A 25,447-nucleotide genomic window follows, 5' to 3' on the forward strand; every position below is an offset into this window, starting at 1 on the left:
ACCGCGTTGTGCTGGTGATCAACTCGGGCTCGTCCTCGCTGAAATACCAGTTGGTCGACCCCGACTCCGGCGCGGCCCGCGCCACCGGCAACGTCGAACGGATCGGGGAGGAGTCCTCACCGGTCCGCGACCACGACGCCGCGCTGCGCCAAGCGTTCGATGCGCTGTCCGAGCAGGGCATCGACCTGCGCACCTGCGGGCTGGTGGCGGTGGGACATCGAGTCGTGCACGGCGGCAACACCTTTTACAAGCCCACGCGGGTGGATGACGCGGTGATCGGCAAGCTCACCGAATTGTCGGAACTGGCGCCGCTGCACAATCCGCCGGCGATCAAGGGGATCGAGGTGGCCCGCAAGCTGCTGCCGGAGGTTATGCACATCGCGGTGTTCGACACCGCGTTCTTTCACGACATGCCGCCCGCCGCCGCCACCTATGCCATCGACCGCGGCTTGGCCGAACGCTGGCAGATCCGCCGGTACGGTTTCCACGGCACGTCGCACCGGTACGTGAGCGAGCAGGCCGCCGCCTTCCTGGAGCGGCCGCTGCGGGGCACCAAACAGATTGTGCTGCACCTGGGTAACGGCTGCTCGGCGTCGGCGATCGCCGGTACCCGTCCCCTGGACACCTCGATGGGTCTGACGCCCCTGGAGGGCCTGGTGATGGGCACCCGCAGCGGCGATATCGACCCCAGCATCGTCGGCTACCTCTGCCACACCGCGAACATGAGCGTCGACGAGGTCGAGTCCATGCTCAACCAGCGGTCGGGGATGCTGGGCCTGTCTGGCGAGCGCGATTTCCGGCGGCTGCGCACCATGATCGAATCCGGCGACGGTGCCGCGCAATTGGCCTACAGCGTGTTCACCCACCGGCTGCGCAAATACATCGGCGCCTACCTGGCCGTGCTCGGGCACACCGATGCCATCACCTTCACCGGTGGCATCGGGGAGAACGACGCGGCGGTGCGTCGCGACGCGCTGGCCGGCCTGGAGGAGCTGGGCGTGGTGCTCGACGAGCGCCGAAACCTCGGCGGCGGCAAGGGCGCCCGGCAGATCTCCGCCGAGGAGTCCCCGATCGCCGTGCTGGTGATCCCGACCAACGAGGAGCTCGCGATCGCCCGCGACTGCGTCAGCGCGCTGGGCGGTTAGGCGGTCCCCCTTTTCGCTCAGTGTGCGGTCACGGCTTTGAATGTGGGTTCACGGCGGTACATTCGGCCGATTTCCGCCACCAGCGCACACGCAAAGCCCTGAGTACACACTCGGTTGCCCTGTGCATAGCGGCAATCGCGACGCGTGGTTGATATGCGACCGTTCGTGAGTGGAGCGAGGCGAACCGTTCATCGGCAGCGAGGCCCTGGAGTCGTGCGTGTTGAGCCGTCATCAACTGCGGGCGCGTTATCGTGCGGTCTTCCCGAACGTTTACGTGTCCAACGACGCCCCGCTGTCTCTTGAGCAGCGAATCTCCGCCGCCTGGCTGTGGTCAGGGCGGACGGCGACGATCGTGGGCGCGGCCGCCGCCAGATTGCATGGCACCGAATGGATTCCCGACGATGTGCCGGTCGAGTTGAACCACACCAACACCCGTCCACCCCGGGGCGTGCTGACGCGGCGCGATCGATTGCTCGACGGCGAGACGCAGGTCATGGGCCGCTACGCCGTCAGCACGCCCGAGCGCACCGCCTTCGACATCGGCCGGCGTGGGCGGTGCGCTCGGCCGTGGCGCGCCTCGACGCGTTGGCCAGGGCGACGGGTTTCAAGGTCGACGACGTGCTGCGCGCAGCGCGGTGCCATCCCGGCTCACCGGGCCTGCGGCGGCTGGAAACCGCGCTGCGGCTGGTGGACGCCGGCGCCCAGTCGCCGCGCGAGAGCTACCTGCGACTGCTCCTCATCGATGCCGGGCTCCCGCGGCCGCAGACCCAGATACCGGTGCTGGGTGTCGACGGAATTCCGGTCGCCTACCTCGACCTCGGCTGGCGGGAGTCCATGGTCGCCGTCGAATACGACGGCGACCAACACCGCACGGACAGAAGGCAATACGTCAAGGACATTCGGCGGCTCGAAATGTTGGAGCGGATCGGGTGGGTCGTCGTGCGGGTGATCGCCGAGGACCGTCCCGCCGCTGTCGTGCGCCGGGTTCGGGCAGCGCTGGCCGCATCGAGTGTGCGTTCGCGGCTTTGAGTGTGCGCTCAGGGTGGGGCTTCTCGGCGTGTCGCCGCCCTGGACGCACACTCAACGCCGCGAAGGTGACGCGACGCAGAGACCCCTAGAACGTGCTCGTCGGGCGCACCTTGTTCGCCATGTCCACCAGCGCGTAGCGGTGGCGTTGGGTGGGCGCGACCCGGGCCAGGTTGCGCAGCGCCGCCTCGACGCCCAGCCGCAGCCCGTGCTCGGTGAACGGGAAGCCGAGGATGTGGTTGGTGCTGGCGTTGTTGTCCTCCAGCCAGTCCATCGCGCAGCCCAGCACCAGCGCGCGGATCTGCAGCACGCGTGGTTCGGTGGGCGGCAGCGCCTCCACGCGCCGGGCGGCGTCGCGGATGTCCTCCTCGCTGATCTCGCTCTTCGTCCGCCCGGACAGCAGGGTCACCGCACTGGTCAGCCGCGCGGTAGTGAAATGCCTTGAGGTGGGCGGGACTTCGTCGAGCGTGCGCACGGCGGCGGCCCGATCACCCTCGGCGGACAGCCATCTGGCCAGCCCGAAGGCCGCCGAGATCACCCCGTCGTTGGTCTTCCACACCGTTTGGTAGTACTTCCCCTCATCCACGTTCCCGGCCAGCTCGGCGGTGGCCGCCAACGCGAGTTTGGGCGCCAGTTCCCCCGGGAAGGTGTCCAGCACCTCGGTGAAATGCGTTGTGGCGGAATCATAGTCGCCGGTGAGGAGCTCGGCGACGGCCCGGTACCAGACCAGTCGCCACTGCCAGCCCACCCGCTCGGCCAGGTCGTCCAGCTTCCTGGTGGCCTTGGCCACGTCACCGAGGTCCAGCAGCGCGCGGACCTCCATCAGCGGCAGCTCGATCGACTCGGCCACCTCGACGCCCTCGGCGTCCAGGGTGCCGTGGCGGGCCGCGCGCAGCGAATCCAGCGTCTGCACCGGCTGGGAGAGCACCGTCGCCTGCAGCACGGAGGCGGCGACGTCGGTTGGATCGACCAGCGGCACCTGCAGCGCGGTCACGATCTCGCGGGCCGTCAGCCGCTCCGAATGCACCTGGCCGTCCAGGTAGACGTCGGTGTGCGCGACCAGCAGGTCCACGCCGAATGTCGAGCGACTGGGGCTGAAGATGGTCGACAGCCCGGGCCGCGGCACCCCGGTGTCCTGGGCCACCACCTCGCGCAACACGCCCATCAGCTGGGCGGACATCTCCTCGGTACCGGCAAACCGGCGCCGCGGGTCGGGGTCGATGGCCCGGCGCAGCAACCGGCGGAACGAGTCGTACGTCCTCAGGACGGGATCGTCTTCGGGCAGGCCGTCGACGTAGCGGCCGTTGCGGGTGGGCAGGTTCACCGTGAGCGCCGCGAGCGTGCGGCCGACGGTGTAGATGTCGGTGGCGACCGTCGGGCCGGTGCGCACGATCTCCGGCGCCTGGAAGCCGGGGGTGCCGTAGAGGTAGCCGAACGAGTTGATCCGCGACACCGCGCCGAGGTCGATCAGCTTGAGTTGCTCCTCGGTGAGCATGATGTTCTCCGGCTTGAGATCGTTGTAGACCAAGCCGATCGAGTGCAGGTAGGTCAGCGCGGGCAGGATCTCCAGCAGGTAGGCGATGGCCTCGGCGACGGGCAGCTTCTGGTCCTTGCCGTGCTTGAGCGGCTGCCCGCCGATGTACTCCATGACGATGTAGCCGACCGGGTTGCCGCCCCGGTCCTTGTGCTCGACGAAGTTGAAGATCTGCACGATCTGCGGGTGGACCACCTCGGCGAGGAACTGCCGTTCGGCCATCGCGATCGCCTGCGCCTCGGCGTCACCTGAGTGCACCAGGCCCTTGAGGACCACCGGCCGGTCGTTGACGTTGTGGTCGACGGCCAGATACACCCAGCCCAGGCCGCCGTGCGCGATGCAACCCTTGACCTCGTACTGGTTGGCGACGATGTCTCCCGGACTCAGCTGTGGCAGAAACGAATACGCGCTGCCGCAGGCGGGGCACCAACCCTCCGATGTGCCCTTGCCCTGTTTGCCGGACCGGCCGACCGGCTTGCCGCAGTTCCAGCAGAACCGCTTGGCCTCCGGCACCACCGGGTTGGTCATCAGGGCCTCGAGCGGGTCGATGTCGCGCACCCGCGGGATCTCGACCAGGCCGCCGCCGAGGTGTCTGACCGGGGGCAGCACCCGCGTCCCGATGGTCATCCGGTCTTGCGGCTCGCTGTCCGGGGTGCCGAGCGCGATGTGCGGGAAGTCGTCGTCATCGTCGAAATCGGGACGGAACAGCGCCTGGGTGGCCTGGATGCGCCCGGTCGTCGGGCCGCCGCCCTGGGTGTCGGGTGGTTGGGTGCCCGGGTTCACGTCTTCGGAGCCGGACTCCGGCTGTTCGATGTCGTCCGGGTCGGTCATCAGTCGGAGTACCTCGGCGTGGGCGGGGCGGGCGCGGGTCCGAGGACCGTCAACCACTTGCGGTACAACGTGTTCCACGTGCCGTCGCGGCGGATCCGCTCCAGTGTGCCGTTGACGAACCGGACCAGTGCCGTGTTGGTGAGGTTGACCCCGATTCCGTAGGGCTGGGTGGCCATGTTGGGCCCCACGATGTGCAGGTAGGGGTCCTCCTCGACCAGCCCGGCCAGGATCGAGTCGTCGGTGCTGACCGCGTCGATCTCGCGCTGCTGCATGGCCACCAGGCAGTCCGCCCAGTTGACCACCGACACCACGATCGGCGGCGGGTCGATCTGGCGGATCCGGTGCAGCGACGTGGTGCCCTTCGCCACGCAGACCCGCTTGCCGGACAGGTCGCTCACCTTGGCGATGGACGAGTCCCGCGGGACCAGGATGCGCTGGTTGGCGTCGAGGTAGACGGTCGAGAAGTTGACCTGCTTGCGCCGCTCGCAGGTGATGGTCATGGTCTTGACCACCACGTCGACCTCGGAGTGCTGCAGCGCGGTGACGCGCTCGTCGGACGACAGGATGCGGTACTCGACGTGCGACGGGGCGCCGAAGATGTCGCGCGCGATCTCCCCGGCGATGTCGACGTCGAAACCGGTGATCTCGCCGGTGATCGGGTCGCGGAAGCTGAACAGGTTGCTGCCGATGTCGAGCCCGACGATCAGCCGGCCGCGGGCGCGTATGTCGGCGACCGCGGCGTCCGCCTGCGCCTTGGTGGGGAAGGGCCGCAGGCTCGCCGTGAGGTCGCAGCCCTGGCTGGGGTCGTCCGCCGGCAGCGGCGGCTCCGGCGGCAGCTGCTGCATGCCGACCGGGGTGGGCGGCGGCAGCGTCGGCACGTTGGCCACCGTCAGCGATTCGGTGTGCGAACACCCGGCCAGCACGGCCGCCGCGGCGAGCACGGCGCCCGCCCGGCGCAACCGGGCCGGCCGCGTCGTCATCGATACTCTCTCAGCCGGGGCCACAGGCCCAGCGCCACCGCGACGGCCGCGCCGAGGCTGAGCACCACGCCGCCGACCTGGGCGCCGGACAGCCCGTTGCGCGCGTTGAGAACGTCGTTGCGCAGGTGGGCGCGGCTCTGGTCGATGGCCTTCACCAGCTGGTCCTCGAGCTTGTCGAACGCCGGGGTGGAGTCGTCTTCGCTGCTGCCCAGCGCGACCTGCGTGGCGGCGCGGTAGTTGCCCACCGAGATGTAGGAGTTGATCCGGTCGTTGGCCTGCCGCCAGCGCAGCAGCAGCTGGTCGGCGCCCTGCAGGTCGGGCTTGTCGACGGCGTCACTGCGGACCATGTACTGGTCGAGCTGGGTGTGCATGGAGTCGATGCGCTGATAGAACGACTGCTTGCGCTTCTCCTCATCCCCACGACGGATCAGCGACAGCGTCTCGTCCGCTCGCGCCTGCTGCGCGGTGATCGCGACGTTGGTCACGATCCGCAGCGAGTCGGCGGCGGTGTCCTTGGCGCTCCGGCTGGCGGCCGTGGAGATGGTCAGCGCAGTTCCGACCCACACCACCATGACGAGGATAGCGAGGCCGCCGACGACCAGGCCCGGGTTGATTCGGCGCCGGGTGCGCCTGGCCAGCCAGCGATGGGCGAAGATGCCGAAGACCGCGGTGGCGGTGACCACCAGGATGACCGGCGCCGGGATCTGCGTGGACGCCGTGGTCTCCGCGTCCACCCGCTCCGACGTCGCCTGATACAGCTGCGCGGCGTCCGGCAGGATCGTCGACTGCATCAGCCCCGAGGCCTCCGACAGATACGACGACCCGACCGGGTTGCCCTCCCGGTTGTTGGTCCGCGCGATTTCGATCAGGCCGGTGTAGACGGCCAGTTCGGCGTTGATCCGGCCCAAGAGCTGCACCAGCGGTTCGTCGGTCAGCCCGCTCGATGCGCGGGTCACCGCCACCGACGCGTCGGTGATGGCCTGCTCGTAGCGCTGCCGGACGGGCGGGGGCTCGGCTTCGGCGATGAACGCGGTCGCCGCCGCCGCGTCGGCGACCGACAGGGTGGTGTAGAGCCGTCCGGCGGCGAACGACAGCGGCTCGGTGTGGTTGAGCACGGTGGTCAGCACCTGCTGCCGGTGGTTGATCGTCGTCGACGTGGCAAATGCGCAGATGCCGCCGAGCACCGCCAGCACGATTCCGATGCTCAGGATTCGGCCCGGCGTGGTGGAGATGAACCACCAGCGTGGATGGGCTGGCTCGGCCGGCGACCGCGACCCCTGCGGCTCTGTCGACGGGTGCGCCAGCTCAACCGTCACGTGTGATCAGCCCTCATTCTTTCGCGGCCACTGGAACGCTGCACGAAACTCTATAAGCGAATTCTAAGAGAATGTTGCGCCGGATGGGTGGAGGCAGACCAATTGACCAGCCGTCACGTGCATATCCTGGACCCGTGCAGGGCGACGGTGACGGTTGGGTGGTTTCCGACAGCGGCGGCCACTACTGGGGCCGCTACGGCGCCGCGGGTCTGTTGCTGCGGGCCCCGCGGCCGGACGGCATGCCCGCGGTGCTGCTGCAGCATCGGGCGGTGTGGAGCCACCAGGGCGGGACCTGGGGCCTGCCGGGCGGTGCCCGCGACAGCCACGAGACTCCGGAGGAGACCGCGGTGCGCGAGGCGCAGGAGGAGGCGGGCCTGGACGGCGAGCGGCTGACCGTGCGGTCGACGGTGGTCACGGCCGAGGTCGCGGGCCTCGGCGGCGCGCGCTGGACCTACACCACGGTCGTCGCCGACGCCACCGAGTTGCTGCGGACCGTTCCCAACGGGGAGAGCGCCGAGATGCGCTGGGTCGCCGAGGACGAGGTGGCCGGGCTGCCGCTGCATCCGGGCTTCGCGGCGAGCTGGCACCGGCTGCGCACGGCCACGGCGCTGGTGCCGCTGGGGCACGCCGACGAGCGGCGCCGGCACCTGCCCCGGACCGTCGAGATCGACGACGGAGTGTTCGTTTGGTGTGTGCCGGGCGAGGCCGATCACGCGCCCCTGCATCCGCGGATCAACTCGCTGCTGCAAGCGCTGACCTGAGCCGCCGCGCCGCGGCCCGTGGGTCGGCGGCCGCGGTGATCGCGCGAACCACCACGATGCGGCGGGCGCCGGCCGCGAGCACCTCGGGCAGCCGCTGCTCGTCGATCCCACCGATGGCGAACCACGGCTTCTGGGTGCCCAGGTTCGCGGCGGCCCGCACCAGGCCCAGGCCCGGCGCCGCGCGCCCCGGCTTGGTCGGGGTCGGCCAGCAGGGGCCGACGCAGAAGTAGTCAGGCGCGCCGGCGGCCGCCGCGGCGGCCTGGTCGGCATCGTGGCTGGACAGGCCGAGCAGCGTGTCCGGGCCGACGATCTCGCGCGCGGTGTCCGGGGGCAGGTCGCCCTGGCCCAGGTGCAGCACGTCGGCGCCGGCCGCGCGGGCGATGTCCGCCCGGTCGTTGACCGCGAACAGGGCGCCGTGCCGGCGCGCCGCGTCGGCCAGGATCTCGCACGCGGCCAGCTCGTCGCGCGCCTCGAGGGGCCCGAACCGCTGCTCGCCGGGGGACCCCTTGTCGCGCAGCTGGATGATGTCGACGCCGCCGGCCAGGGCGGCGTCCGCGAACCGGGCCAGATCGCCACGCTCCCGGCGCGCGTCGGTGCAGAGATAAAGCCGCGCCGCGGCCAGCCGGGAAACTCGCTGATGCACACCGCGACGCTAGCGCGCTAGCGTGGAAGCCGAAGAACTCAGTGAGACACGGGAGTCCCGGGTAGCCATCTGCGGGGCTGAGAGTGGGCACAGCCGGGGTCAACAGGACCTGCCCTTACCGTCACACCTGATCCGGGTCATGCCGGCGAAGGGAGGCCAAGGATGCCGACAGACCATGGGTCGTTGGCCGTCATCGGCGGCGGCGTCATCGGGCTCGCGGTGGCGCGCCGAGCGGCGCTGGCCGGCTGGGCGGTGCGGGTGCACCGCACCGCCGACAAGGGCGCGTCCTGGGTCGCCGGCGGCATGCTGGCCCCGCACAGCGAAGGCTGGCCCGGCGAGGAACGGCTGCTGCAACTGGGTCTGGAGTCGCTGCGGCTGTGGCGGGAGGGTGGCTTCCTGGACGGGCTGCCGCCGGAAGTGGTGACCGCCCGGGAGTCGCTGGTGGTGGCCGTCGACCGCGCCGACGTGGCGGACCTGCAGACCGTCGCCGACTGGTTGTCGGCGCAGGGGCATCCGGTGATCTGGGAGTCGGCCGCCCGAGAACTGGAACCGCTGCTGGCGCAAGGCATCCGGCACGGCTTTCGCGCGCCCACCGAGCTTGCGGTGGACAACCGCGCGGTGCTGGATGCGCTGTCCGCGGAATGCGAGCGACTCGGGGTGCGCTGGGCGCCGCCCGCGCACGACCTGACGGTCGACGGCGACGCGGTGGTGATCGCCAACGGCATCGACGCCCCCGCGCTGTGGCCGGGCCTGCCGGTGCGCCCGGTCAAGGGCGAGGTGTTGCGCCTGCGCTGGCGGCGGGGCTGTATGCCGGTGCCGCAGCGCGTCATTCGCGCGCGTGTGCACGGGCGCCAGGTGTACCTGGTTCCCCGCGCGGACGGGGTGGTCGTCGGGGCCACCCAGTACGAGCACGGGCGCGACACGGCCCCGGTGGTCTCGGGGGTGCGCGACCTGCTCGACGACGCCTGTGCGGTGTTGCCGGCTCTGGGCGAGTACGAGCTGGCCGAGTGTGCCGCCGGGCTGCGCCCGATGACACCGGACAACCTGCCGCTGGTGCAACGCCTGGACGAGCGGACCCTGGTCGCCGGCGGTCACGGCCGATCCGGGTTTCTGCTGGCGCCGTGGACGGCGGAGCAGATTTTGTCCGAACTGGCCCCGGTCGGAGCCCGGTCATGATCGTCGTGGTGAACGAGCGGAAGGTCGAGGTCGGCGATCAGACCACGGTGGCCGCGCTGCTGGAGTCGCTGGGCTACCCCGACCGGGGGGTGGCGGTGGCCATGGATTCTGCGGTGCTGCCGCGATCACGTTGGGGAACGACGCTTTTCGACGGCGCGCGCGTCGAGGTCGTGACGGCGGTGCAAGGTGGCTGACAAACTCACGATCGCCGAACGCAGCTTCGCCTCGCGGCTCATCATGGGCACCGGGGGAGCGACCAGCCTGGCCGCGCTCGAGGAGGCGCTGGTCGCCTCGGGCACCGAGCTGACCACCGTCGCGATGCGGCGGGTCGACTCCGAGGGCGGGACGGGTCTGCTGGACCTGCTCAACCGGCTCGGCATCACCCCGCTGCCCAATACCGCGGGGTGCCGCAGCGCGGCCGAGGCGGTGCTCACCGCGCAGCTGGCCCGCGAGGCGCTGACCACCAACTGGGTCAAGCTGGAGGTCATCGCCGACGAACGCACGCTGCTGCCCGACGCGGTCGAATTGGTGCGGGCGGCGGAGCAATTGGTCGACGACGGGTTCGTCGTGCTGCCTTACACCAATGACGACCCGGTGCTGGCGCGCCGGCTCGAAGACGCCGGATGCGCGGCCGTCATGCCGCTGGGTTCGCCGATCGGCACCGGCCTGGGCATCACCAACCCGCACAACATCGAGATGATCGTCGCCCGGGCCGGTGTCCCGGTGGTGCTCGACGCCGGCATCGGCACCGCCAGCGACGCCGCGCTGGCGATGGAATTGGGGTGCGACGCCGTGCTTTTGGCGACCGCGGTGACGCGGGCCGCCGAGCCCGCCACGATGGCTGCCGCGATGGCCGCCGCCGTCACCGCCGGCTATCTGGCCCGCCGGGCCGGGCGAATCCCCAAACGCTTCTGGGCGCAGGCATCCAGCCCGCCAAAATGAAACGGTATGTGGCGCTTGGTAGTTCGATGGCGGCCGGCCCAGGCATCCGGCCCCGCGCCCCGGACGCCCCGTGGGGTTCTGGCCGGTCGGCGCGCAACTATCCCCACCTGGTCGCGCGGCGATGCGGGCTCGAGCTGGTAGACGTGACCTTTTCCGGAGCGACCACCGCGCACGTGCTCGCCGATCACCAGCGCGGCTCACCGCCCCAGATCACCGCCCTGAACGGCTCGGAAAGCCTGGTGACCATCACGATCGGCGGCAACGACGTCGGCTACATACCGCTGCTGATGGCCGCCTCGCTGCCCCGCCTGGCCCGGCGGCTGCCGCTGCTCGGCGCGCGCATTTCCGAACTGCTGGACGCCGATGCGCGGGTCGAGGCCCTTGACGCGCTGTTCGAATCGTTGTGCGCCGTCGGGCGCGCGGTGCGCCAGCGTGCCCCACGCGCCCGGGTCTTCTTCGTCGACTACCTGACCGTACTGCCGCCCGCGGGCACTCCGGCCGCACCGCTCTCCGAGGCGGACGCCGACCTCGGTCGCCACGTGGCCGCGACGCTGGAAAGACTCACGGCCGACGCGGCGACGGCAACGGGGTGCGACGTGGTCGGCGCCGCCGCGGTCAGCCGTGAACACCACGCGTGGTCGGCTGAGCCGTGGACCACGAAACCCGGTGTGCCGCTGCCGGGCCGGGCCGCCCCGTTGCACCCGAACGCCGCCGGGATGCGCGCCGCCGCCGAACTGGTATGCGCGCTGTGGTGACGGGTCAGCCGTTCGTGCGCCACCACTGGTAGAGGGCGTTGACGTCCGAGTTGGACGAGGTGAGGTGGCCCAGAACGTTCTTGGCGTCGGTGGTCCAGGTCAACACCGCGTAGTTCTTGTAGGTGCCGCAGGCGATCTGCCCGCCCGTCTGGCCGTTCTGCTTCCACGTTCCCGGCGACTGCCCGGCGTCGCCGCACGCGGCCAGCGACACGTCTTTGATGGTTGAGCTGAACGCGGAAGCCAGATTCGTGCCGTTGGAGAACAGGGCATATACGCCGGAGCCCGGCCCGCTGGGGTCGGGGCTCTGCCCGCACAGGAGCTCGGCGAGTTCGCCGGATTCGGTCAACTCCTGCGGCTTGCAGTTGTTGAGGCCGTAGCCCTTCGACAGGTTGGCTGCCAGGGTGTTCATATCGGCGGCGGTGCCGGTGTTGGGTTCGGCGACCGCGGGGCCGGCACCCGCGAAAGCCAAACTGCCGGTGAGGGCTGCGGCCGACACGGCGCGCAGCGCGGTGGTGAGATGTGACATTTCCGTTGACTCCCTGCGGTTGTTGGTTGATACAGAAACCCCTGCCCCCCAACTGGAACGTCAGCCGTTGGCCCGCCACCACTGGTAAAGCGCCGCGGCGTCGCTGTTGGATCCGCGGATGTAGCTCAAGATGTTCTTGGCCTCCGTGGTCCAAATGATCTCGGCGGCGTTCTGATACGTCCCACACGCCACCTGCCCGGCGTTGCCGCTGTCGCTGCCCTGGTGCCAGCTGGTGGGGGACTGGCCGCTGTCCCCGCAGGCGCCCAGCACGTCGTCTTTGATGCTGGCCTTGAACGAGCCGGCCAGGTTCTCGCCGTTGTTGAACAGGATGTACTTGGCCTGGACCGGACCGCTCGGGTCGGGGCTCTGCGCGCACGTCAGCGACGCCAATTCGCCGGCGGTGATGCTCTGAGCGGTGCAGTTGTTCAGCCCGTAGCCCTTGGACAGCGACGCTGCGAGGGTGTTGATGTCCGACGGGCTGCCGGTATTAGCGGGATCCGCGGTTGCGGTGCCGATGCCCGCTAAGGCGCAGCCGCCCACGAGCGCCGCGACCGTGGCGGCCCCTAGCGCGTTGCTGAGGTGGGACATCCTGTGACTCCTAGGCGGTTGTCGGACCGGCGTCGCTCACCGGAGAAACGCGCATCCGTTAAGTAGGGATCGTAGGGCTGTGTCGGGACAAAGCAACACATTCCGTTGGAAATTGTCTGTCTGGGCATCCTTTTCGGCGCCGCGACGCGACGGCGTTGACCGGCCGTTTCGAAACGCGCTGACGGTCAATTCGTTTCGCGCGTCGGGTCGCGTTCGGCCGGGGCGGCGGAGCCGGGCCGGCCGAAGAACGGGGCCGCGACGCGAATCAGGCCGCCCCTGGCGCCGCGCGTCAGGGGCGGGAGGGATTTTCAAATTGCTAGTGCCGCCGCGACTCTGGTCGGGTATGGTTAGCACCGCTTCACGCCAGCTAACTTCTCGGGACTGGAGAATCCATGACACAACCGCCGGCACCGCCCCCTCCGCCGCCTGGTTACCCGCCGCAGCAGCCCGCTGGGCAAGCACCGAACAACTACCTTGTGTGGTCCATCCTGGTTACCCTGTTCTGCTGTCTCCCGTTCGGGATCGTGGCGATCGTCAAGTCCAGCCAAGTCAACGGGCTTTGGGCGCAGGGTCGGTACGCCGAGGCGCAGGCATCAGCCGACAGCGCCAAGAAGTGGGTGATCTGGTCGGCGGTCATCGGCGTGGTCGTCGGCATCATCTACGGCATCCTGATGGCGGTCGGCGCGCTGAACACGAACACCAATGCGGCGCTTGCCGCGATGTTCTGAGCCCGGTTTCGCGACCATGGTGACCCGCCAAGGGGCGGCGCATACGAGCCTGGGCGCGCCACTGGTGGTGGCCGCTTCCGCGACGCTGATGTGCGCCGCCATCTGGGCGGGTGACCCGACCACTCCCAACGGCCCGCTGCCGGTGTGTCCCACCAAGGCGCTGTTGGGGATCGACTGCCCGGGATGCGGCAGCCTGCGCATGCTCTACTCCCTGATGCACGGCAATGTGATGGCGGCTGCCAGGTTCAATGCGCTGGGCCTGGCGGCCGTCGTGCTGTTGGTGTGGGCATACCTCGCCTGGACCTATGGCCGGGTGGCGGGCAGACGGGTGCGCAGCTGGCAACACGGTCGCTGGGCCGCGGTCGTGACGCTCGGGCTGGTCGCGGTGTGGTTTGCGGTGCGCAACATCCCCTTTGCGCCGTTCACTGCGCTCTACGTCTGATACCGCCGTGTCCTGATCCCGGCCGCTCGCCGCGCGGTCTAACCTGGGGCGCGATGGTGAACAAACTCATGACGATCCCGGCGGCGCTCGTCGTGGTCGCCGTGACCGCATTCTCAACGGGCTGCTTCCATCGGTCCTCGCAACAAGCGGGCGGCAATCCCGACGCGGTCAAGTTCGCCGGCGCGCTGCACGACAAGGTCACCGCCGACGCGATGATGGCCCACCTGGCAAAGCTCCAGGACATAGCCAACGCCAACAACGGCACTCGGGCGGTGGGCACCCCCGGTTACGAGGCCAGCGTCGACTATGTCGTGAACACGTTGCGCGGCAGTGGTTTCGACGTGCAGACCCCCGAATTCTCCGCGCGGGTGTTTCACGGCGACAAGCCGGTGGTGACCGTCGCAGGCAAGTCCGTGGAGGCGCACGCGCTCGACTTCAGCCTCGGCACCCCGCCGGACGGGGTGAGCGGGCCGCTGCTGACCGTGCCCGCGAGCAACGGCCCCGGTTGCGCGGCCTCGGATTACGCCAATCTCCCCGCGCAGGGGGCCGTGGTCCTGGTGGACCGCGGAACCTGCCCCTTCGCCCAGAAGGAGGACGTCGCTGCGCAGCGCGGTGCGGTCGCGATGATCGTCGCCGACAACGTCGACGAGCAACAGATGGGCGGCACCCTGGGGCCGGACACGAACGTCAAGATCCCGGTGGTCGGCGTGACCAAGTCCGTCGGCGTGCAACTGCGCACCCAGCCGGGGCCGGCGACCATCAAGCTGAACGCGAGCGTGCAGAGCTTCAAGGCCCACAACGTCATCGCGCAGACCAAGACCGGGTCGACGGCCGACGTCGTCATGGCGGGCGCGCACCTGGACAGCGTGCCCGAGGGTCCGGGCATCAACGACGACGGTTCGGGAGTGGCCGCGGTGTTGGAAACCGCGCTGCGACTGGGGAGTTCGCCGCGGGTGCGCAACGCGGTGCGGTTCGGATTCTGGGGCGCGGAGGAACTGGGCCTGATCGGATCTCGCAATTACGTCGAGTCGCTGGACTTGACCGCGCTCAAAAGCATCGCGCTGTACCTCAATTTCGACATGCTCGCGTCGCCGAACCCCGGTTACTTCACCTATGACGGGGACCAATCGCTGCCGGCCGACGCCCGCGGCCAGCCGGTGGTGCCGGAGGGGTCGGCCGGCATCGAGCGCACTTTGGTCGCCTACCTGAAATCCGCCGGAAAGACCGCGCAGGACACGGCGTTTGACGGCCGCTCCGACTACGACGGATTCACCCTGGCGGGTGTCCCCGCCGGCGGCCTGTTCTCCGGTGCCGAGGGGAAGATGTCCGCGGATCAGGCCAAGCTATGGGGTGGGGCGGCCGACCAGCCGTTCGACCCCAACTACCATCAGAAGACCGACACCCTCGATCACATCGACAGGACCGCACTGGGCGTCAACGGCGGTGGGGTCGCGTACGCCGTGGGCCTCTACGCCCAGGACATCGGCGGCCACAACGGGGTGCCGACGATCCAGGACCGCACGCGTCACGTGCTGACCAAGCCATGACCCGCCGCCTGGGGGCGACATTGCTGCTGGCGACCATGCTGCTGGCGGGTTGTTCGTCGTCGCGCCCGGGATCACCCGGTGCGGCACCGGATCTGGGTCACGGCCTGGCCGGGAAAGTGACGGCGGACCGGATGCTGGCCCACCTGCGCGCGCTGCAGAATATCGCCGACGCCAACAAGGGGAACAGGGCGGACGGCACCTCCGGCTACGACGCCAGCGTCGACTATGTCGCTAAAGCCTTGCGCGACAGGGGTTTCGAGGTGGTGACGCCGCAGTTCGACCGGGTGTATACCGTTTCGCCGGGCAGGCCGTCGATGACGGTCGCCGGCCGCAGTTACCCGGTCGACCAGGCCTCCCTGCTGGTCCAGACACCGCCTGGCGGCCTGACCGGCCAGCCGGTGCGGCCCAGTCAGCCCTCGGGTTGTGCGGCCAGTGATTATCCGCCGGCGCTGCCCAAGGGTTCGATCGCGATCGTCGACGACGCGCGTTGTTCGGTGGTCGACAAGCAGAAGACCGCGGTGGCCAAGGGGGCGGCCGCGCTGGTCGTGCTCAGCGCGCCGGCCGGCCAGGGTGCCCCGGCCACGTTGTTCAACCCCGGCTACTTCAAGCAGCTGACCGTGCCCGTCGCCGTCGCCAACCCCAACACCGCAACCGCGCTCACCGGCGCGGGCGCCCTCATCCGCCTGGTGCTGGACGCCCAGAACGTCACGATCACCTCGCGAAATGTGCTGGCGCAGACCAAGACCGGCTCGCCGCACGAAGTGATCATGGTCGGCGCGCATCTCGACAGCCCGCGCGGCGGCCCGGGCATCAACGACGGTGGATCCGGGGTGGCCGCGGTGCTGGAAACGGCCCTGCAGCTCGGCCCGCTCGCGCCGGTGAACAACGCGGTGCGGTTCGCGTTCTGGGGCGCCGACGAGGACGGGCTCAACGGCGTCATGGACTACGTGTTCGGCATGAACAGCGATCAGCTCAACGACATCGCGATGTTCCTGAACTTCACCACACTGGGTTCACCCAACGCCGGCTTCTTCACCGACGACGGCGATCAGTCCGGTCCGCCGGCGCCCGGCGTGACCTACGCCGACGTCCCCGACGGGTCGGCCGGCATCGAGCGCACCCTGGCCGGTTACCTCAACCTGGCCGGAAAGCGGCCCGCGGACATGCCGCTGACCACCCGCGCCGATTACCACCCCTTCATGGTCGCGGGCGTGCCGATCGGGGGCATGACCACCGGTGCCTCGCAGCTGAAGACCACGGTGCAGGCCCGGCTTTGGGGCGGGCAAGCGGGCGTCCCGTTCGACCCCAACTATCAGGGTCCCCGCGAGACCGTCGACACCATCAACCGGGACGCGTTGGGCATCATGGGTTCGGGCGTCGCATACGCGGTCGGCACTTACGCGCAGTCCGTCGCCGGCGTGAACGGCGTGCCGCCGCACGACAAGCGGCATCGCACCCGGGTGCCATAACGGCTGCTCGACGACTTGTCGGTGGCGCGCCCTATCCTCGAACCTATGTTCGATTGCCGGGCGCATGAGTATTGGGAGCCGCCGCGCTGTGCGCGGTCGCGGGCGCTGGTGGATCGAATGCGTGCGTCGTGGCGGCTAGAGGCCCAGGCGGCGGCGGATCGGCTGGACGCGGTCGGGGACTTGTTCGAGCTGCGCCGCGCCCAGCGCGGTGAGCAGGCCGAATGGGCGGTGGACACGTGGGCGGCCGTGGGGGCCGAGATCGCCGCGGCGTTTCGGGTCAGCCTGGCGATGGCAGGCAGCTTCATGCGGTATGCGCTGGCGATGCGTGAGCGGTTGCCGCAAGTGGCGGCCGTGTTTCGCGCGGGCGACATCAGTTATCGGTTGTTTCAGACCATCGTGTACCGCACCGATTTGATCACCGACGCCGCGGTTCTGGCCGCCGTCGACGCCGAGCTGGCAGTGCGTGCGGCGCGGTGGCCCTCGATGACCCGGGGCCGGCTGGCCGGCGAGGTCGACAAGATCGTGGCAAAGGCCGATGTGGATGCTGTGCGCCGTCGCCAGCGGTGTCAGGCCGAGCGCGGCGTCGGGATTGAGGATCTCGAGGGCGGCATGTCCGAAATCCACGGCAGCCTGTTCAGCCCGGACGCTCACGCGTTGGACCGGCGGTTGGACGCCTTGGCGGCCACCGTGTGCGACCACGACCCGCGCAGTCTCGCGCAGCGGCGCGCCGACGCGCTGGGGTCGCTGGCGGCCTCGGCGGATCGGCTGGGCTGCCGCTGTGGCCGCTCCGACTGTGCGGCCGGAACCCGGCCACCGGCAACGGCGGTCGTCATCCATGTGATCGCCGAGCCGGCTAGCATCCGGGCCGTCGGCGCGGCTCCGGCGACGGAGGTGGGCGCCGACGGGCTGATCTCTGCCGAGGTGATCGCCGAGCTTGCCGGCTCGGCCAGGCTGGTTCCGCTCGGCGTGCCCACCGAGGCCGAACCCCGGTACACGCCGTCGGCCAAGCTGGCGGATTTCGTGCGGTGCCGGGATTTGACGTGTCGGGCGCCCGGGTGTGACCGGCCGGCCGTCGACTGCGACATCGACCATACGATCCCCTACGCCGAGGGCGGCTTGACGCATGCGTCGAACCTGAAATGCCTGTGCCGCCAGCATCATTTGCTGAAGACCTTCTGGGGTTGGCGCGATCGGCAACTGCCCGACGGCACCCTGATCTGGCGGCTGCCCGACGGGCACACCTACGTCACCACTCCCGGCAGCGCGTTGCTGTTCCCCAGCCTGTGCGCGCCCACCGGCGACCTGCCCGCGCCCGCGACACCCGAGCGGTGCGCCCAGCGCACCGCGATGATGCCCCGGCGTACCCGCACCCGCGCGCAGAACCGGGCGCGACGCGTCGCCACCGAACGCCACCACAACCGCCAGGCCCGCTCGGCGACCCGACCCGCCCAAACCGGCCCCGCACCACCAGACGGCGAACCCCCGCCCTTCTAAGGCCTGCGCGGTCCCATCATCCGCTCTTTTAGGGCCAATGGTCCCTACCCCCGGTGGGTATGCGTGTGAGATCGTTCGGGCATGACGCAAACTCCTGAATCCGACGTCGGGCATCGATACGGCACGCACAGTCGGCTCGGTCAAGTGGCGGCGTGGGTGGTCATCGTCGCCGGTGTTGTGTTCGTCGTCTCGGTGATCTTCTTCGCGGGGCTTTTCTTGGGCTGGCATTCGGGCGACCACTACGGGTGGCGCCACGGCTACGGCGGCGGGCACAGCGGCACGTGCCCGATGATGGAACCCGGCGGAATGATGGGACCCGGTGGGATGATGGGCCCCGGCGGGATGGGCCCGGGCGGACCGATGGGACCCCAGCAGACGCCCACGCCCACACCGCCGCGTCCCTAGCTTTCCCGCGGTCCTGTCACGGCTTGGTGGAGTTCGCTGCCTCCGAGGTCAAAACCTGCCCCGCATTGGTCGTTTCGCGACGCGCAACCCCGCGCCAACGTCGTCGGGATCGGCGCGCAACCGGCGTGTCCATTCCGGCTGTCATAGTTAGCCAACCGCTCTAGAATGAGACCCTTTGGTGCTGCCCCGCAGCCGGTCAGGATGAGGTTGGTATGAATAGCCGCGCGCGCAATCGACGTCAGCTGACCGGTGGCCGTCCCCGCAGGGCGGCCGCCTTGCTGTGGGCGGCGTCGTCCTGTGTGGCGGCGGCAATCCTGGTGGCCGGCTGTACATCCTTCGTCAGCGGGCGGGCGTTGTCCATGCTCAACGACCCGTTCCGGGTGGGAGGCCTGCCCGCGACGAACGGCCCGAGCGGCATCCGCTCGAACGCGCCCGGCCCGACCGGCACGGTGGTCAACACCGACGACGGCGCGATCGACAAGTTGTCGTTGCTGTCGGTGAACGACATCGAGGAATATTGGAAGTCGGTGTACGGCCAATCGCTGAAGGGGGACTTCGTCCCCGTCGGCAAGATGGTGTCCTATAACTCCAAAGATCCGTCCAGTCCCATCGTTTGCCGCAACGACACCTACAAGCTCGTCAACGCCTTCTACACGTCGCGCTGCAACCTGATCGCCTGGGACCGTGGGGTGTTCATGCCCGTCGCGCAACGGTATTTCGGTGACATGTCGGTCAACGGTGTGCTGGCCCACGAATTCGGCCACGCGCTGCAGACCATGGCAAAGCTGGTCACCAGGCGAGACCCCACCATCGTGCGCGAGCAGCAGGCCGACTGTTTCGCGGGCGTCTACCTGTTCTGGGTGGCCGACGGCAAGTCGCCGCGATTCACGCTCAGCACCGCCGACGGGCTGGACCACGTGCTGGCGGGGATCATCACCACCCGGGACCCCGTGCTGGACAACGAAACCGAGAACGACGACGAACACGGGTCGGCCCTGGATCGGATCGGCGCCTTCCAAATGGGTTTCATCGACGGGGCCTCGGCCTGTGCGGCGATCGACAAGCGAGAAATCGAGCAGCGCCGCGGCGACCTGCCCAACGCCCTGCGGGTCGACAGCAGCTCCGGTAACCCGGAAACCGGCGAGGTGCCGATCGACCAGGACACCATGTCGACCCTGATGGAACTGATGGGAAAGGTGTTCTCCCCGACGAATCCGCCCGCGTTGTCCTACCAGCCCGCCGAGTGCCCGGACGCCAAGCCCAGCCCGCCGGCGTCGTACTGCCCCGCCACCAACACGATCGTCATCGACCTGCCCAAGCTCGCGGTCATGGGCAAGGTCGCCGACGAGAACGAGCAGACCCTGCCGCAGGGCGACGACACCGCGCTGTCGGTCGTGATGTCGCGCTACGCGCTGGCCGTGCAGCACGAACGCGGGCTGGCCATGCAGAGCCCGTGGACCGCACTGCGCACCGCATGCCTGACCGGTGTCGTGCATCGCAAGATGGCCGAGCCCATCGAGCTGTCGTCGCAGAAGCAACTCCTGCTGACGGCCGGCGATCTCGACGAAGCGGTGGCGGGTCTGCTCACCAACCACCTCGTCGCCAGTGACGCCGACGGCACCAGCGTGCCGGCCGGTTTCACCCGGATAGCGGCGTTTCGCGGCGGCGTGACGGGCAACATGGACGCCTGCTACTCCCGCTACCCGGGATGACCGGAAGGTCGCGCTATCAACCGATCTCGGCGAGCCTGGGCACCAGCTCGTCGCCGAGGCGGCGGATGAAGCCCACGGGATCGGGGTTCCCGGGGAACGGGCCGGTATTGACCATCTCTACGCCCAGTTCGGCGTAGCGCTCGACGGTCTTGAAGTACCCATCGGGATCCTCGAAGGGATTGACGAATAAGCCGACGGTCTTGCGGATTTCGCCCGGGTCCCGGCCGACCGTCTCGCAGTGGCGGTTCAGCACGTCGATCTTGTGCTCGAGTTCGTCGGCGTCGCTCGTGGTGCTGTTCCAGATGTCGGCGTACTGCGCGACCAGGCGCAGCGTCTTCTTCTCGCCATCGCCCCCGATCAGGATCGGGGGGCGCCGAATCGGTTGCGGCTGACAGATAGTCTCGGCCAGCTGGTAATGCTTGCCCCGGTAGGGCCCGTCGTTGTCGCTCCACATCTGCCTGCAGATCTGCAGGGTCTCTTCGAGCATCTCGAAGCGCTCGCTCAACGGAGGATAGGGAAAGCCGAGGGCGGCGTGCTCGCGGTCGTACCACGCCGCGCCGAGCCCCAGCATCGAGCGGCCCTGCGACAGCACGTCGAGCGTGGTGACCGCCTTGGCCAGCAATCCCGGATAGCGGTAGGTCACCCCGGTGACCAGCAGGCTCAGGTCGATCGTGGTGGTCTGCCCGGCCAGGAAGCCCAGTGACGTGTAGCCCTCGAGGAACGGGTCCTCCGCGCGCCCCATGGCCTCCATCTGGAAGAAGTGGTCGGCCAGCGTGAACAGTGTCGCCCCGCCTTGCTCGGCGGCCTTCGCCGCGTCGGCCAGGGTGGGGCCCAGCGCCGCCGCCTCGCCGGGTAGAAAGTCGATAAAGTGTATTGCCAGTTCCATTGCGGCCCTTGCCCTCTCTTATTCGGTCAAGCGCTCGAGCAGCGTTAAGGCATCGAGGATGACGCGACGTTCACGTTCGGAATACCGCTCGTGCATGGCGCGCGCCAGCCACTCCTCCCGGACCTGCCGGTTGCTCTCGGCGCGTCGCCGGCCCGCAGCGGTCAGCGAAATCAGTTGCCGCCGTCCGTCTTCCGGGTCGGGCGCGCGCCCGATGAGCCCCCGCTGCTCGAGGGCGGCCACTATCGTGGCCATGGACTGTGGACGTACCCGTTCGGCTGAGGCCAGGGCGCTCGCCGATGAGGCCCCCTCCTTCCAGAGCCGATTCAACACCGCGGTCTGCGAAGGGGTCAGGTCCTCGTCGGTGGCGAGGTCCTTCAGCTTGCGCCGCAGCCGGCTGAAGACCACCCGCAGGTCGCGGGCCGCCGTGGCCGCTGACTGGGTGATACCGTCCACGGCACCAGCCTATATTAGACAGCTAAAACTGTCCAGTCCAAACTGTCTAATTACGACCGAGGAGTTGCAGCGCGGCGTCGACCGCCAGCGCGGCCACGTTCAGCGTCTTGGACCGCAGATCGTGTCGTGCCCCGGCGATTTCGACGACGGCAGTCGTTCCGGTGACCAGCGCGGCGGCCGCGCGCAGTTCGTCGGGCGTACCGAAGGGGTCAGACGTCCCGTGCGTGAACACCGTCGGCACCCGGATGTCGGGCAGGTGCTCGGTGCGGGCCCGCTCCGGCTTGCCCGGCGGATGCACCGGATACGAGAACAGCGTCAGGAGGTCGACGGGCGCCTCGCGGGCCGCCACCACCATCGATGTCTGCCGTCCGCCGTAGGAGTGCCCGCCTGCGATCAGCGGTCCGTCGGCGAGGTCGCGGCACAGCGTGATCGCCTCGACGATCCCGGCGCGGTCGGCGGCGGCCGAGCCCGACGGTGGGCCCTTGGGACGGCGCCGCCGGTAGGGCAGGTTGTATCGGATCGCGAGCCAGCCCCGGCGCGCCCACTCGTCGCAAACCTGTTGCAGCAGCAGCGAATCCCGGTCGCCGCCGGCGCCGTGGGTCAGCACTACGACGCCCGACGCCGTGCCCTCGGGTTCGTGCGCGATACCGGCGATCTGGTCGAGGTTCACAACAGCCGAAACAAGGGGGAGACGGGGCCGTGTCCGTGACCCAGTGGATAGGAGGCCCGCAGGCATTCGGTGACCCAGCGCTTCCCGAACCCGACCGCGTCGGGCACGGTGAAGCCGTGCGCCAGCGCGCAGGCAATGGCCGAGGCCAGCGTGTCGCCGCCGCCGTGGTCATTGCCGCCGGGCAAACGCTCCGAATCGAATTCGTGATAGGAGACACCGTCGTAGAGCAGGTCGCAGCTGCGGTCGGACGACCGCAGGTGGCCGCCCTTGACCAGCACCCACCGCGGTCCGAGCGCATGCAGCGCCTTCGCGGCCGCCCGCTGTGACTGCGCGTCGACGACGTCGATGCCCACCAGCAGCCGCACCTCGTCGAGGTTGGGCGTCACCAGGGTGGCCAACGAAAACAGCTGGCCGCGAAGGGAATCCAGGGCGGAAGACTCGAGTAGCGCGTCGCCGTGCATGGACGCGCACACCGGATCGACGACGAGCGGGACCGTCACGCGGAGCCGGCGCCAGGTGGCGGCCACCGCGGTGATGATGGCCGACGACGCCAGCATCCCCGTCTTGGCGGCCTGGACGCCGATGTCGGTGATCACCGCCTCCATCTGGGCGGCGACCACGTCGGCGGGCACCTCATGAAAGTCCTTGACTTCCAGCGTGTTCTGCACGGTGACCGCGGAGACCGCGACGCAGGCGTGCAGCCCCAGCATCGCCATGGTGCGCAGGTCGGCCTGAATGCCCGCGCCGCCCCCCGAGTCGGATCCGGCGATGGACAGCACGCGCAGCGGCGTGGTGCCCGGCGGCGGCAGCGGCAGAACGGGAGGGGGGAAAATCAAGGCTGCGTGATCGGCAGGTACACCCGGTTGCCGTGCTCGGCGAACTCCTGCGACTTCTCCTGCATGGCAGCCTCGATCGCTTCCTCGCTGTCCAACCCGTGGGCCGCGGCGTAGTCGCGGACATCTTGGGTGATCCGCATGGAGCAGAACTTCGGCCCACACATCGAGCAGAAGTGCGCCGTCTTGGCGGGTTCGGCCGGCAGGGTCTCGTCGTGGAACTCCCTGGCCGTGTCGGGGTCCAACGACAACGCGAACTGGTCGTGCCAGCGGAACTCGAACCGCGCGGTCGACAGGGCGTCGTCGCGCTCCTGCGCGCGCGGATGCCCCTTGGCCAGGTCCGCGGAGTGGGCGGCGATCTTGTAGGCGATCACGCCGTCCTTGACGTCCTTGCGGTCCGGCAGCCCCAGGTGTTCCTTCGGGGTCACGTAGCACAGCATCGCCGTGCCGGCCTGCGCGATGATCGCCGCGCCGATCGCCGACGTGATGTGGTCGTAGGCCGGCGCGATGTCGGTGGCCAGCGGGCCCAGCGTGTAGAACGGCGCCTCCTCGCACAGTTCCTCCTCCAGCCGCACGTTCTCCACGATCTTGTGCATCGGGACGTGGCCCGGCCCCTCGATCATCACCTGCGCGCCACGGGATTTCGCGATCTTGGTCAGCTCGCCGAGGGTGCGCAGCTCGGCGAACTGCGCCGCGTCGTTGGCGTCGGCGATCGAGCCCGGGCGCAGCCCGTCGCCCAGGGAGAAGGTCACGTCGTAGCGCGCGAAGATGTCGCACAGCTCTTCGAAGTTGGTGTACAGGAACGACTCCCGGTGATGCGCCAGGCACCAGGCCGCCATGATGGACCCGCCGCGGGACACGATGCCGGTGACCCGCTTGGCGGTCAGCGGCACGTACCGCAGCAGCACACCGGCGTGCACGGTCATGTAGTCCACACCCTGCTCACACTGCTCGATCACGGTGTCGCGGTAGATCTCCCAGGTGAGCAAGGTGGGATCGCCCTTGACCTTTTCCAGCGCCTGGTAGATGGGCACCGTGCCGACCGGCACGGGGGAGTTGCGCAGGATCCACTCGCGCGTCTCGTGGATGTTCTTGCCGGTGGACAGGTCCATGATGGTGTCCGCACCCCAGCGGGTGGCCCACACCATCTTGTCGACCTCTTCGGCGATCGACGACGTCACCGCGGAGTTGCCGATATTGGCGTTGACCTTGACCGCGAAGGCCTTGCCGATGATCATCGGCTCGCTCTCGGGGTGGTTGTGGTTGGCCGGGATCACCGCGCGGCCACGGGCGACCTCGTCGCGCACCAGCTCGGCGGGCATCTCCTCGCGGGCGGCGATGTACGCCATCTCGGCGGTGATCTCGCCGGCCCGGGCGCGCTGCAGCTGGGTGCCGCGGTCGCGCACCACGCCCGGCCGCGCCGGCAGCCCCGCCGTCAGGTCGATCACCGCGTCCGCGTCGGTGTAGGGGCCGGAGGTGTCATACAGGTCGAAGTGGTCGCCGGTGGACAGGTGCACGCGCCGGAACGGAACCCTCAGGTGCGCACCGGCACCGGGCGCCTCCACCTCGCGGTAGACCTTGCTGCTGCCCGCGATGGGTCCGGTGGTGACGGAGGCCTCGACGGCTGACGAAAGGACGGACGTTTGTTCCAGGGTCATTTCTTCATCTCCCTACGCCGGCATTACCCGGTCAGGTTCGTACGGTCGACGGCCCCGAGCCGTCCTCTCAGCGCCTTCGATGTGCGCTCCCGCGTTGTTGGATGGTCCGCACGCGACGTTACCCCCACGCCGGACCACCCGGCATGTGGGCGGGCGATTCGGCCAGACCGGTAGCCGGTGGTGCCCCCCTGGTGCGAGGATGCAGACGTGCAAGAGCAAGGCGGAACGGCCGGGGAGACACCGGCCGGGCCTAACGGCCAACAGCTGAGCCCGGCCCAGGCGATCGCCCGGCATCTCAACGTGGGCACCTTCCGCTTCTGGTTCATCGGTGAGCGCTGGGAGTGGTCCGACGAGGTGGCCATGATGCACGGCTACGAACCGGGGACCGTCGAGCCCACGACGAAGCTGTTGTTGTCGCACAAGCACCCCGACGACCGCGCGCACGTCCAGGAGGTCCTCGACTACGCCCTGCAGTCGGCGGAGTCGTTCTCCAGCCGGCACCGGTTCCTCGACACCGCCGGCAAGGTGCACGACGCGATCGTCGTGGCCGACCGCATGCACGACGAGTCGGGCGCCGTGGTGGGCACCGCCGGCTATTACATCGACCTCACCGACACCTTCGACGAGGCCCGGAAAGAGGTGCTCGACGAGGCGCTGCCGGACCTCTTCGAAAGCCGAGCGGCGATCGAACAGGCCAAGGGCGTGCTGATGTTCGTCTACCGGGTCAGCGCCGACCAGGCCTTTCGGGTGCTGCAGTGGCGGTCGCAAGAGACCAACATGAAGCTGCGGGCGCTGGCCAGGCAGCTGCTCGCCGACGTAGCAACCCTGGACGGTTCCACCGCCGCCCTCCGGAGTCAGTTCGATCACCTGCTGCTGACGGTGCACGAACGGGTCTCCGCCGAGTCCGCCGGGTAACCAGGGGAATAC

The 25,447-nt window shown here is 69.3% G+C and carries 25 protein-coding genes, 1 pseudogene and 1 riboswitch; of the genes and pseudogenes, 15 read left to right on the plus strand and 11 right to left on the minus strand.

Translation table 11 applies throughout. From position 1 onward, the window contains the following. Positions 1-8: 8 nt before the first annotated feature. On the plus strand, positions 9-1,145 hold the full coding sequence (locus tag G6N51_RS21610) for an acetate kinase (protein ID WP_083173362.1): 1,137 nt from the start codon (positions 9-11) through the stop codon (positions 1,143-1,145). A 169-nt stretch (positions 1,146-1,314) separates the two neighbouring features. Next, a pseudogene (locus G6N51_RS21615) lies at positions 1,315-2,174 on the plus strand (DUF559 domain-containing protein). An 85-nt stretch (positions 2,175-2,259) separates the two neighbouring features. On the opposite strand, the gene G6N51_RS21620 reads toward G6N51_RS21615, so the two are convergent. The 3 genes from G6N51_RS21620 to glnX are packed head-to-tail and all read right to left on the minus strand — an operon-like array spanning position 2,260 to position 6,832. After that, complete coding sequence (locus tag G6N51_RS21620) at positions 2,260-4,536, minus strand: serine/threonine-protein kinase PknG (protein WP_083173312.1); 2,277 nt, start codon at positions 4,534-4,536, stop codon at positions 2,260-2,262. Continuing rightward, positions 4,536-5,516: a glutamate ABC transporter substrate-binding protein gene (locus tag G6N51_RS21625; RefSeq protein WP_083173311.1), complete on the minus strand. Its 981-nt coding sequence runs from the start codon at positions 5,514-5,516 to the stop codon at positions 4,536-4,538. The genes G6N51_RS21620 and G6N51_RS21625 overlap by 1 nt, the downstream gene beginning before the upstream one ends. Next, a complete protein-coding gene (gene glnX, locus G6N51_RS21630) occupies positions 5,513-6,832 on the minus strand; it encodes a protein kinase G-activating protein GlnX (RefSeq protein WP_083173310.1) in 1,320 nt (439 codons plus the stop codon). The genes G6N51_RS21625 and glnX overlap by 4 nt, the downstream gene beginning before the upstream one ends. A gap of 134 nt (positions 6,833-6,966) precedes the next feature. Between glnX and G6N51_RS21635 the strand changes: the two genes are divergently transcribed. Further along, positions 6,967-7,593, plus strand: a complete 627-nt coding sequence (locus tag G6N51_RS21635; protein ID WP_083173309.1) for an NUDIX hydrolase — start codon at positions 6,967-6,969, stop codon at positions 7,591-7,593. Here the strand turns inward: G6N51_RS21635 and thiE are convergent. After that, complete coding sequence (gene thiE, locus G6N51_RS21640; protein ID WP_083173308.1) at positions 7,565-8,236, minus strand: thiamine phosphate synthase; 672 nt, start codon at positions 8,234-8,236, stop codon at positions 7,565-7,567. The genes G6N51_RS21635 and thiE overlap by 29 nt on opposite strands. A 162-nt stretch (positions 8,237-8,398) precedes the next feature. Between thiE and thiO the strand changes: the two genes are divergently transcribed. The 4 genes from thiO to G6N51_RS21660 are packed head-to-tail and all read left to right on the plus strand — an operon-like array spanning position 8,399 to position 11,109. Next, complete coding sequence (gene thiO / locus G6N51_RS21645; RefSeq protein ID WP_083173307.1) at positions 8,399-9,412, plus strand: glycine oxidase ThiO; 1,014 nt, start codon at positions 8,399-8,401, stop codon at positions 9,410-9,412. After that, positions 9,409-9,606 (plus strand): sulfur carrier protein ThiS, encoded by a 198-nt coding sequence (gene thiS / locus G6N51_RS21650; RefSeq protein WP_083173306.1) that lies wholly within the window; start codon positions 9,409-9,411, stop codon positions 9,604-9,606. Before thiO ends, thiS begins: the two co-directional genes overlap by 4 nt. Positions 9,607-9,649: 43 nt before the next feature. Beyond that, positions 9,650-10,354, plus strand: a complete 705-nt coding sequence (gene thiG, locus G6N51_RS21655) for a thiazole synthase (RefSeq protein WP_232078578.1) — start codon at positions 9,650-9,652, stop codon at positions 10,352-10,354. Beyond that, the gene (locus tag G6N51_RS21660; protein ID WP_083173304.1) at positions 10,351-11,109 is read left to right on the plus strand and encodes an SGNH/GDSL hydrolase family protein; all 759 of its coding nucleotides are present in this window, start codon (positions 10,351-10,353) and stop codon (positions 11,107-11,109) included. Before thiG ends, G6N51_RS21660 begins: the two co-directional genes overlap by 4 nt. 4 nt (positions 11,110-11,113) lie before the next feature. Here the strand turns inward: G6N51_RS21660 and G6N51_RS21665 are convergent, their stop codons facing one another. Together G6N51_RS21665 and G6N51_RS21670 are read right to left on the minus strand one after the other, a co-directional pair. Further along, a complete protein-coding gene (locus G6N51_RS21665; protein WP_083173303.1) occupies positions 11,114-11,635 on the minus strand; it encodes a serine/threonine protein kinase in 522 nt (173 codons plus the stop codon). A 60-nt stretch (positions 11,636-11,695) separates the two neighbouring features. Continuing rightward, entirely contained in the window at positions 11,696-12,223 is a 528-nt protein-coding gene (locus G6N51_RS21670) for a serine/threonine protein kinase (RefSeq protein ID WP_083173302.1), read from the minus strand. A gap of 392 nt (positions 12,224-12,615) precedes the next feature. Between G6N51_RS21670 and G6N51_RS21675 the strand changes: the two genes are divergently transcribed. From G6N51_RS21675 to G6N51_RS21705, 7 genes are all read left to right on the plus strand, one after another. Continuing rightward, the gene (locus tag G6N51_RS21675; protein WP_046183018.1) at positions 12,616-12,951 is read left to right on the plus strand and encodes a CD225/dispanin family protein; all 336 of its coding nucleotides are present in this window, start codon (positions 12,616-12,618) and stop codon (positions 12,949-12,951) included. Between the two features lie 16 nt (positions 12,952-12,967). Continuing rightward, on the plus strand, positions 12,968-13,393 hold the full coding sequence (locus G6N51_RS21680) for a DUF2752 domain-containing protein (RefSeq protein WP_083173301.1): 426 nt from the start codon (positions 12,968-12,970) through the stop codon (positions 13,391-13,393). Between the two features lie 53 nt (positions 13,394-13,446). Then, positions 13,447-14,940, plus strand: coding sequence for a M28 family metallopeptidase (locus G6N51_RS21685; protein WP_083173300.1), 1,494 nt, complete (start codon positions 13,447-13,449; stop codon positions 14,938-14,940). Further along, positions 14,937-16,409, plus strand: coding sequence for a M28 family peptidase (locus tag G6N51_RS21690; protein ID WP_083173299.1), 1,473 nt, complete (start codon positions 14,937-14,939; stop codon positions 16,407-16,409). Before G6N51_RS21685 ends, G6N51_RS21690 begins: the two co-directional genes overlap by 4 nt. A gap of 45 nt (positions 16,410-16,454) precedes the next feature. Then, on the plus strand, positions 16,455-17,903 hold the full coding sequence (locus G6N51_RS21695; RefSeq protein ID WP_163750793.1) for an HNH endonuclease signature motif containing protein: 1,449 nt from the start codon (positions 16,455-16,457) through the stop codon (positions 17,901-17,903). A gap of 81 nt (positions 17,904-17,984) precedes the next feature. Beyond that, positions 17,985-18,308: a hypothetical protein gene (locus G6N51_RS21700; protein ID WP_142275229.1), complete on the plus strand. Its 324-nt coding sequence runs from the start codon at positions 17,985-17,987 to the stop codon at positions 18,306-18,308. Between the two features lie 212 nt (positions 18,309-18,520). Continuing rightward, positions 18,521-20,020 carry a neutral zinc metallopeptidase gene (locus G6N51_RS21705; RefSeq protein WP_083175544.1) on the plus strand — a complete coding sequence of 500 codons (1,500 nt, stop codon included), beginning with the start codon at positions 18,521-18,523 and terminating at the stop codon, positions 20,018-20,020. Between the two features lie 16 nt (positions 20,021-20,036). Here the strand turns inward: G6N51_RS21705 and G6N51_RS21710 are convergent, their stop codons facing one another. From G6N51_RS21710 to thiC, 5 genes are all read right to left on the minus strand, one after another. Then, positions 20,037-20,906: an LLM class F420-dependent oxidoreductase gene (locus G6N51_RS21710; protein ID WP_083175547.1), complete on the minus strand. Its 870-nt coding sequence runs from the start codon at positions 20,904-20,906 to the stop codon at positions 20,037-20,039. Between the two features lie 18 nt (positions 20,907-20,924). Continuing rightward, positions 20,925-21,359: a MarR family winged helix-turn-helix transcriptional regulator gene (locus tag G6N51_RS21715; RefSeq protein WP_083175550.1), complete on the minus strand. Its 435-nt coding sequence runs from the start codon at positions 21,357-21,359 to the stop codon at positions 20,925-20,927. Between the two features lie 46 nt (positions 21,360-21,405). Continuing rightward, on the minus strand, positions 21,406-22,029 hold the full coding sequence (locus G6N51_RS21720) for an alpha/beta hydrolase family protein (protein WP_083175553.1): 624 nt from the start codon (positions 22,027-22,029) through the stop codon (positions 21,406-21,408). Continuing rightward, positions 22,026-22,865, minus strand: a complete 840-nt coding sequence (thiD, locus tag G6N51_RS21725) for a bifunctional hydroxymethylpyrimidine kinase/phosphomethylpyrimidine kinase (RefSeq protein WP_142275230.1) — start codon at positions 22,863-22,865, stop codon at positions 22,026-22,028. Before thiD ends, G6N51_RS21720 begins: the two co-directional genes overlap by 4 nt. Continuing rightward, entirely contained in the window at positions 22,862-24,520 is a 1,659-nt protein-coding gene (gene thiC, locus G6N51_RS21730; protein ID WP_083175556.1) for a phosphomethylpyrimidine synthase ThiC, read from the minus strand. The genes thiD and thiC overlap by 4 nt, the downstream gene beginning before the upstream one ends. Then, a riboswitch (TPP riboswitch) is annotated at positions 24,513-24,623 on the minus strand. Its footprint overlaps the gene before it by 8 nt. A gap of 161 nt (positions 24,624-24,784) precedes the next feature. Here thiC and G6N51_RS21735 point away from each other — a divergent pair. Beyond that, positions 24,785-25,435 (plus strand): PAS and ANTAR domain-containing protein, encoded by a 651-nt coding sequence (locus G6N51_RS21735; RefSeq protein ID WP_232078579.1) that lies wholly within the window; start codon positions 24,785-24,787, stop codon positions 25,433-25,435. The last annotated feature ends 12 nt before the right edge of the window (positions 25,436-25,447 follow it).

The sequence above is a fragment of the Mycobacterium paraseoulense genome, assembly GCF_010731655.1.
In the GTDB taxonomy this organism is placed as follows: domain Bacteria; phylum Actinomycetota; class Actinomycetes; order Mycobacteriales; family Mycobacteriaceae; genus Mycobacterium; species Mycobacterium paraseoulense.

What these genes read in the sequence shown, in the direction of transcription:
- G6N51_RS21705 (WP_083175544.1), top strand. Translation starts at nt 18,521, where the DNA reads ATGAATAGCCGCGCGCGCAATCGACGTCAGCTGACCGGTGGCCGTCCC.
- thiC (WP_083175556.1), bottom strand. Translation starts at nt 24,520, where the DNA reads ATGACCCTGGAACAAACGTCCGTCCTTTCGTCAGCCGTCGAGGCCTCC.
- G6N51_RS21695 (WP_163750793.1), top strand. Translation starts at nt 16,455, where the DNA reads ATGTTCGATTGCCGGGCGCATGAGTATTGGGAGCCGCCGCGCTGTGCG.
- G6N51_RS21625 (WP_083173311.1), bottom strand. Translation starts at nt 5,516, where the DNA reads ATGACGACGCGGCCGGCCCGGTTGCGCCGGGCGGGCGCCGTGCTCGCC.
- G6N51_RS21620 (WP_083173312.1), bottom strand. Translation starts at nt 4,536, where the DNA reads ATGACCGACCCGGACGACATCGAACAGCCGGAGTCCGGCTCCGAAGAC.
- G6N51_RS21675 (WP_046183018.1), top strand. Translation starts at nt 12,616, where the DNA reads ATGACACAACCGCCGGCACCGCCCCCTCCGCCGCCTGGTTACCCGCCG.
- G6N51_RS21700 (WP_142275229.1), top strand. Translation starts at nt 17,985, where the DNA reads ATGACGCAAACTCCTGAATCCGACGTCGGGCATCGATACGGCACGCAC.
- G6N51_RS21670 (WP_083173302.1), bottom strand. Translation starts at nt 12,223, where the DNA reads ATGTCCCACCTCAGCAACGCGCTAGGGGCCGCCACGGTCGCGGCGCTC.
- thiG (WP_232078578.1), top strand. Translation starts at nt 9,650, where the DNA reads ATGGGCACCGGGGGAGCGACCAGCCTGGCCGCGCTCGAGGAGGCGCTG.
- G6N51_RS21680 (WP_083173301.1), top strand. Translation starts at nt 12,968, where the DNA reads ATGGTGACCCGCCAAGGGGCGGCGCATACGAGCCTGGGCGCGCCACTG.
- thiS (WP_083173306.1), top strand. Translation starts at nt 9,409, where the DNA reads ATGATCGTCGTGGTGAACGAGCGGAAGGTCGAGGTCGGCGATCAGACC.
- thiO (WP_083173307.1), top strand. Translation starts at nt 8,399, where the DNA reads ATGCCGACAGACCATGGGTCGTTGGCCGTCATCGGCGGCGGCGTCATC.
- G6N51_RS21685 (WP_083173300.1), top strand. Translation starts at nt 13,447, where the DNA reads ATGGTGAACAAACTCATGACGATCCCGGCGGCGCTCGTCGTGGTCGCC.
- G6N51_RS21660 (WP_083173304.1), top strand. Translation starts at nt 10,351, where the DNA reads ATGAAACGGTATGTGGCGCTTGGTAGTTCGATGGCGGCCGGCCCAGGC.
- G6N51_RS21690 (WP_083173299.1), top strand. Translation starts at nt 14,937, where the DNA reads ATGACCCGCCGCCTGGGGGCGACATTGCTGCTGGCGACCATGCTGCTG.
- G6N51_RS21665 (WP_083173303.1), bottom strand. Translation starts at nt 11,635, where the DNA reads ATGTCACATCTCACCACCGCGCTGCGCGCCGTGTCGGCCGCAGCCCTC.
- G6N51_RS21710 (WP_083175547.1), bottom strand. Translation starts at nt 20,906, where the DNA reads ATGGAACTGGCAATACACTTTATCGACTTTCTACCCGGCGAGGCGGCG.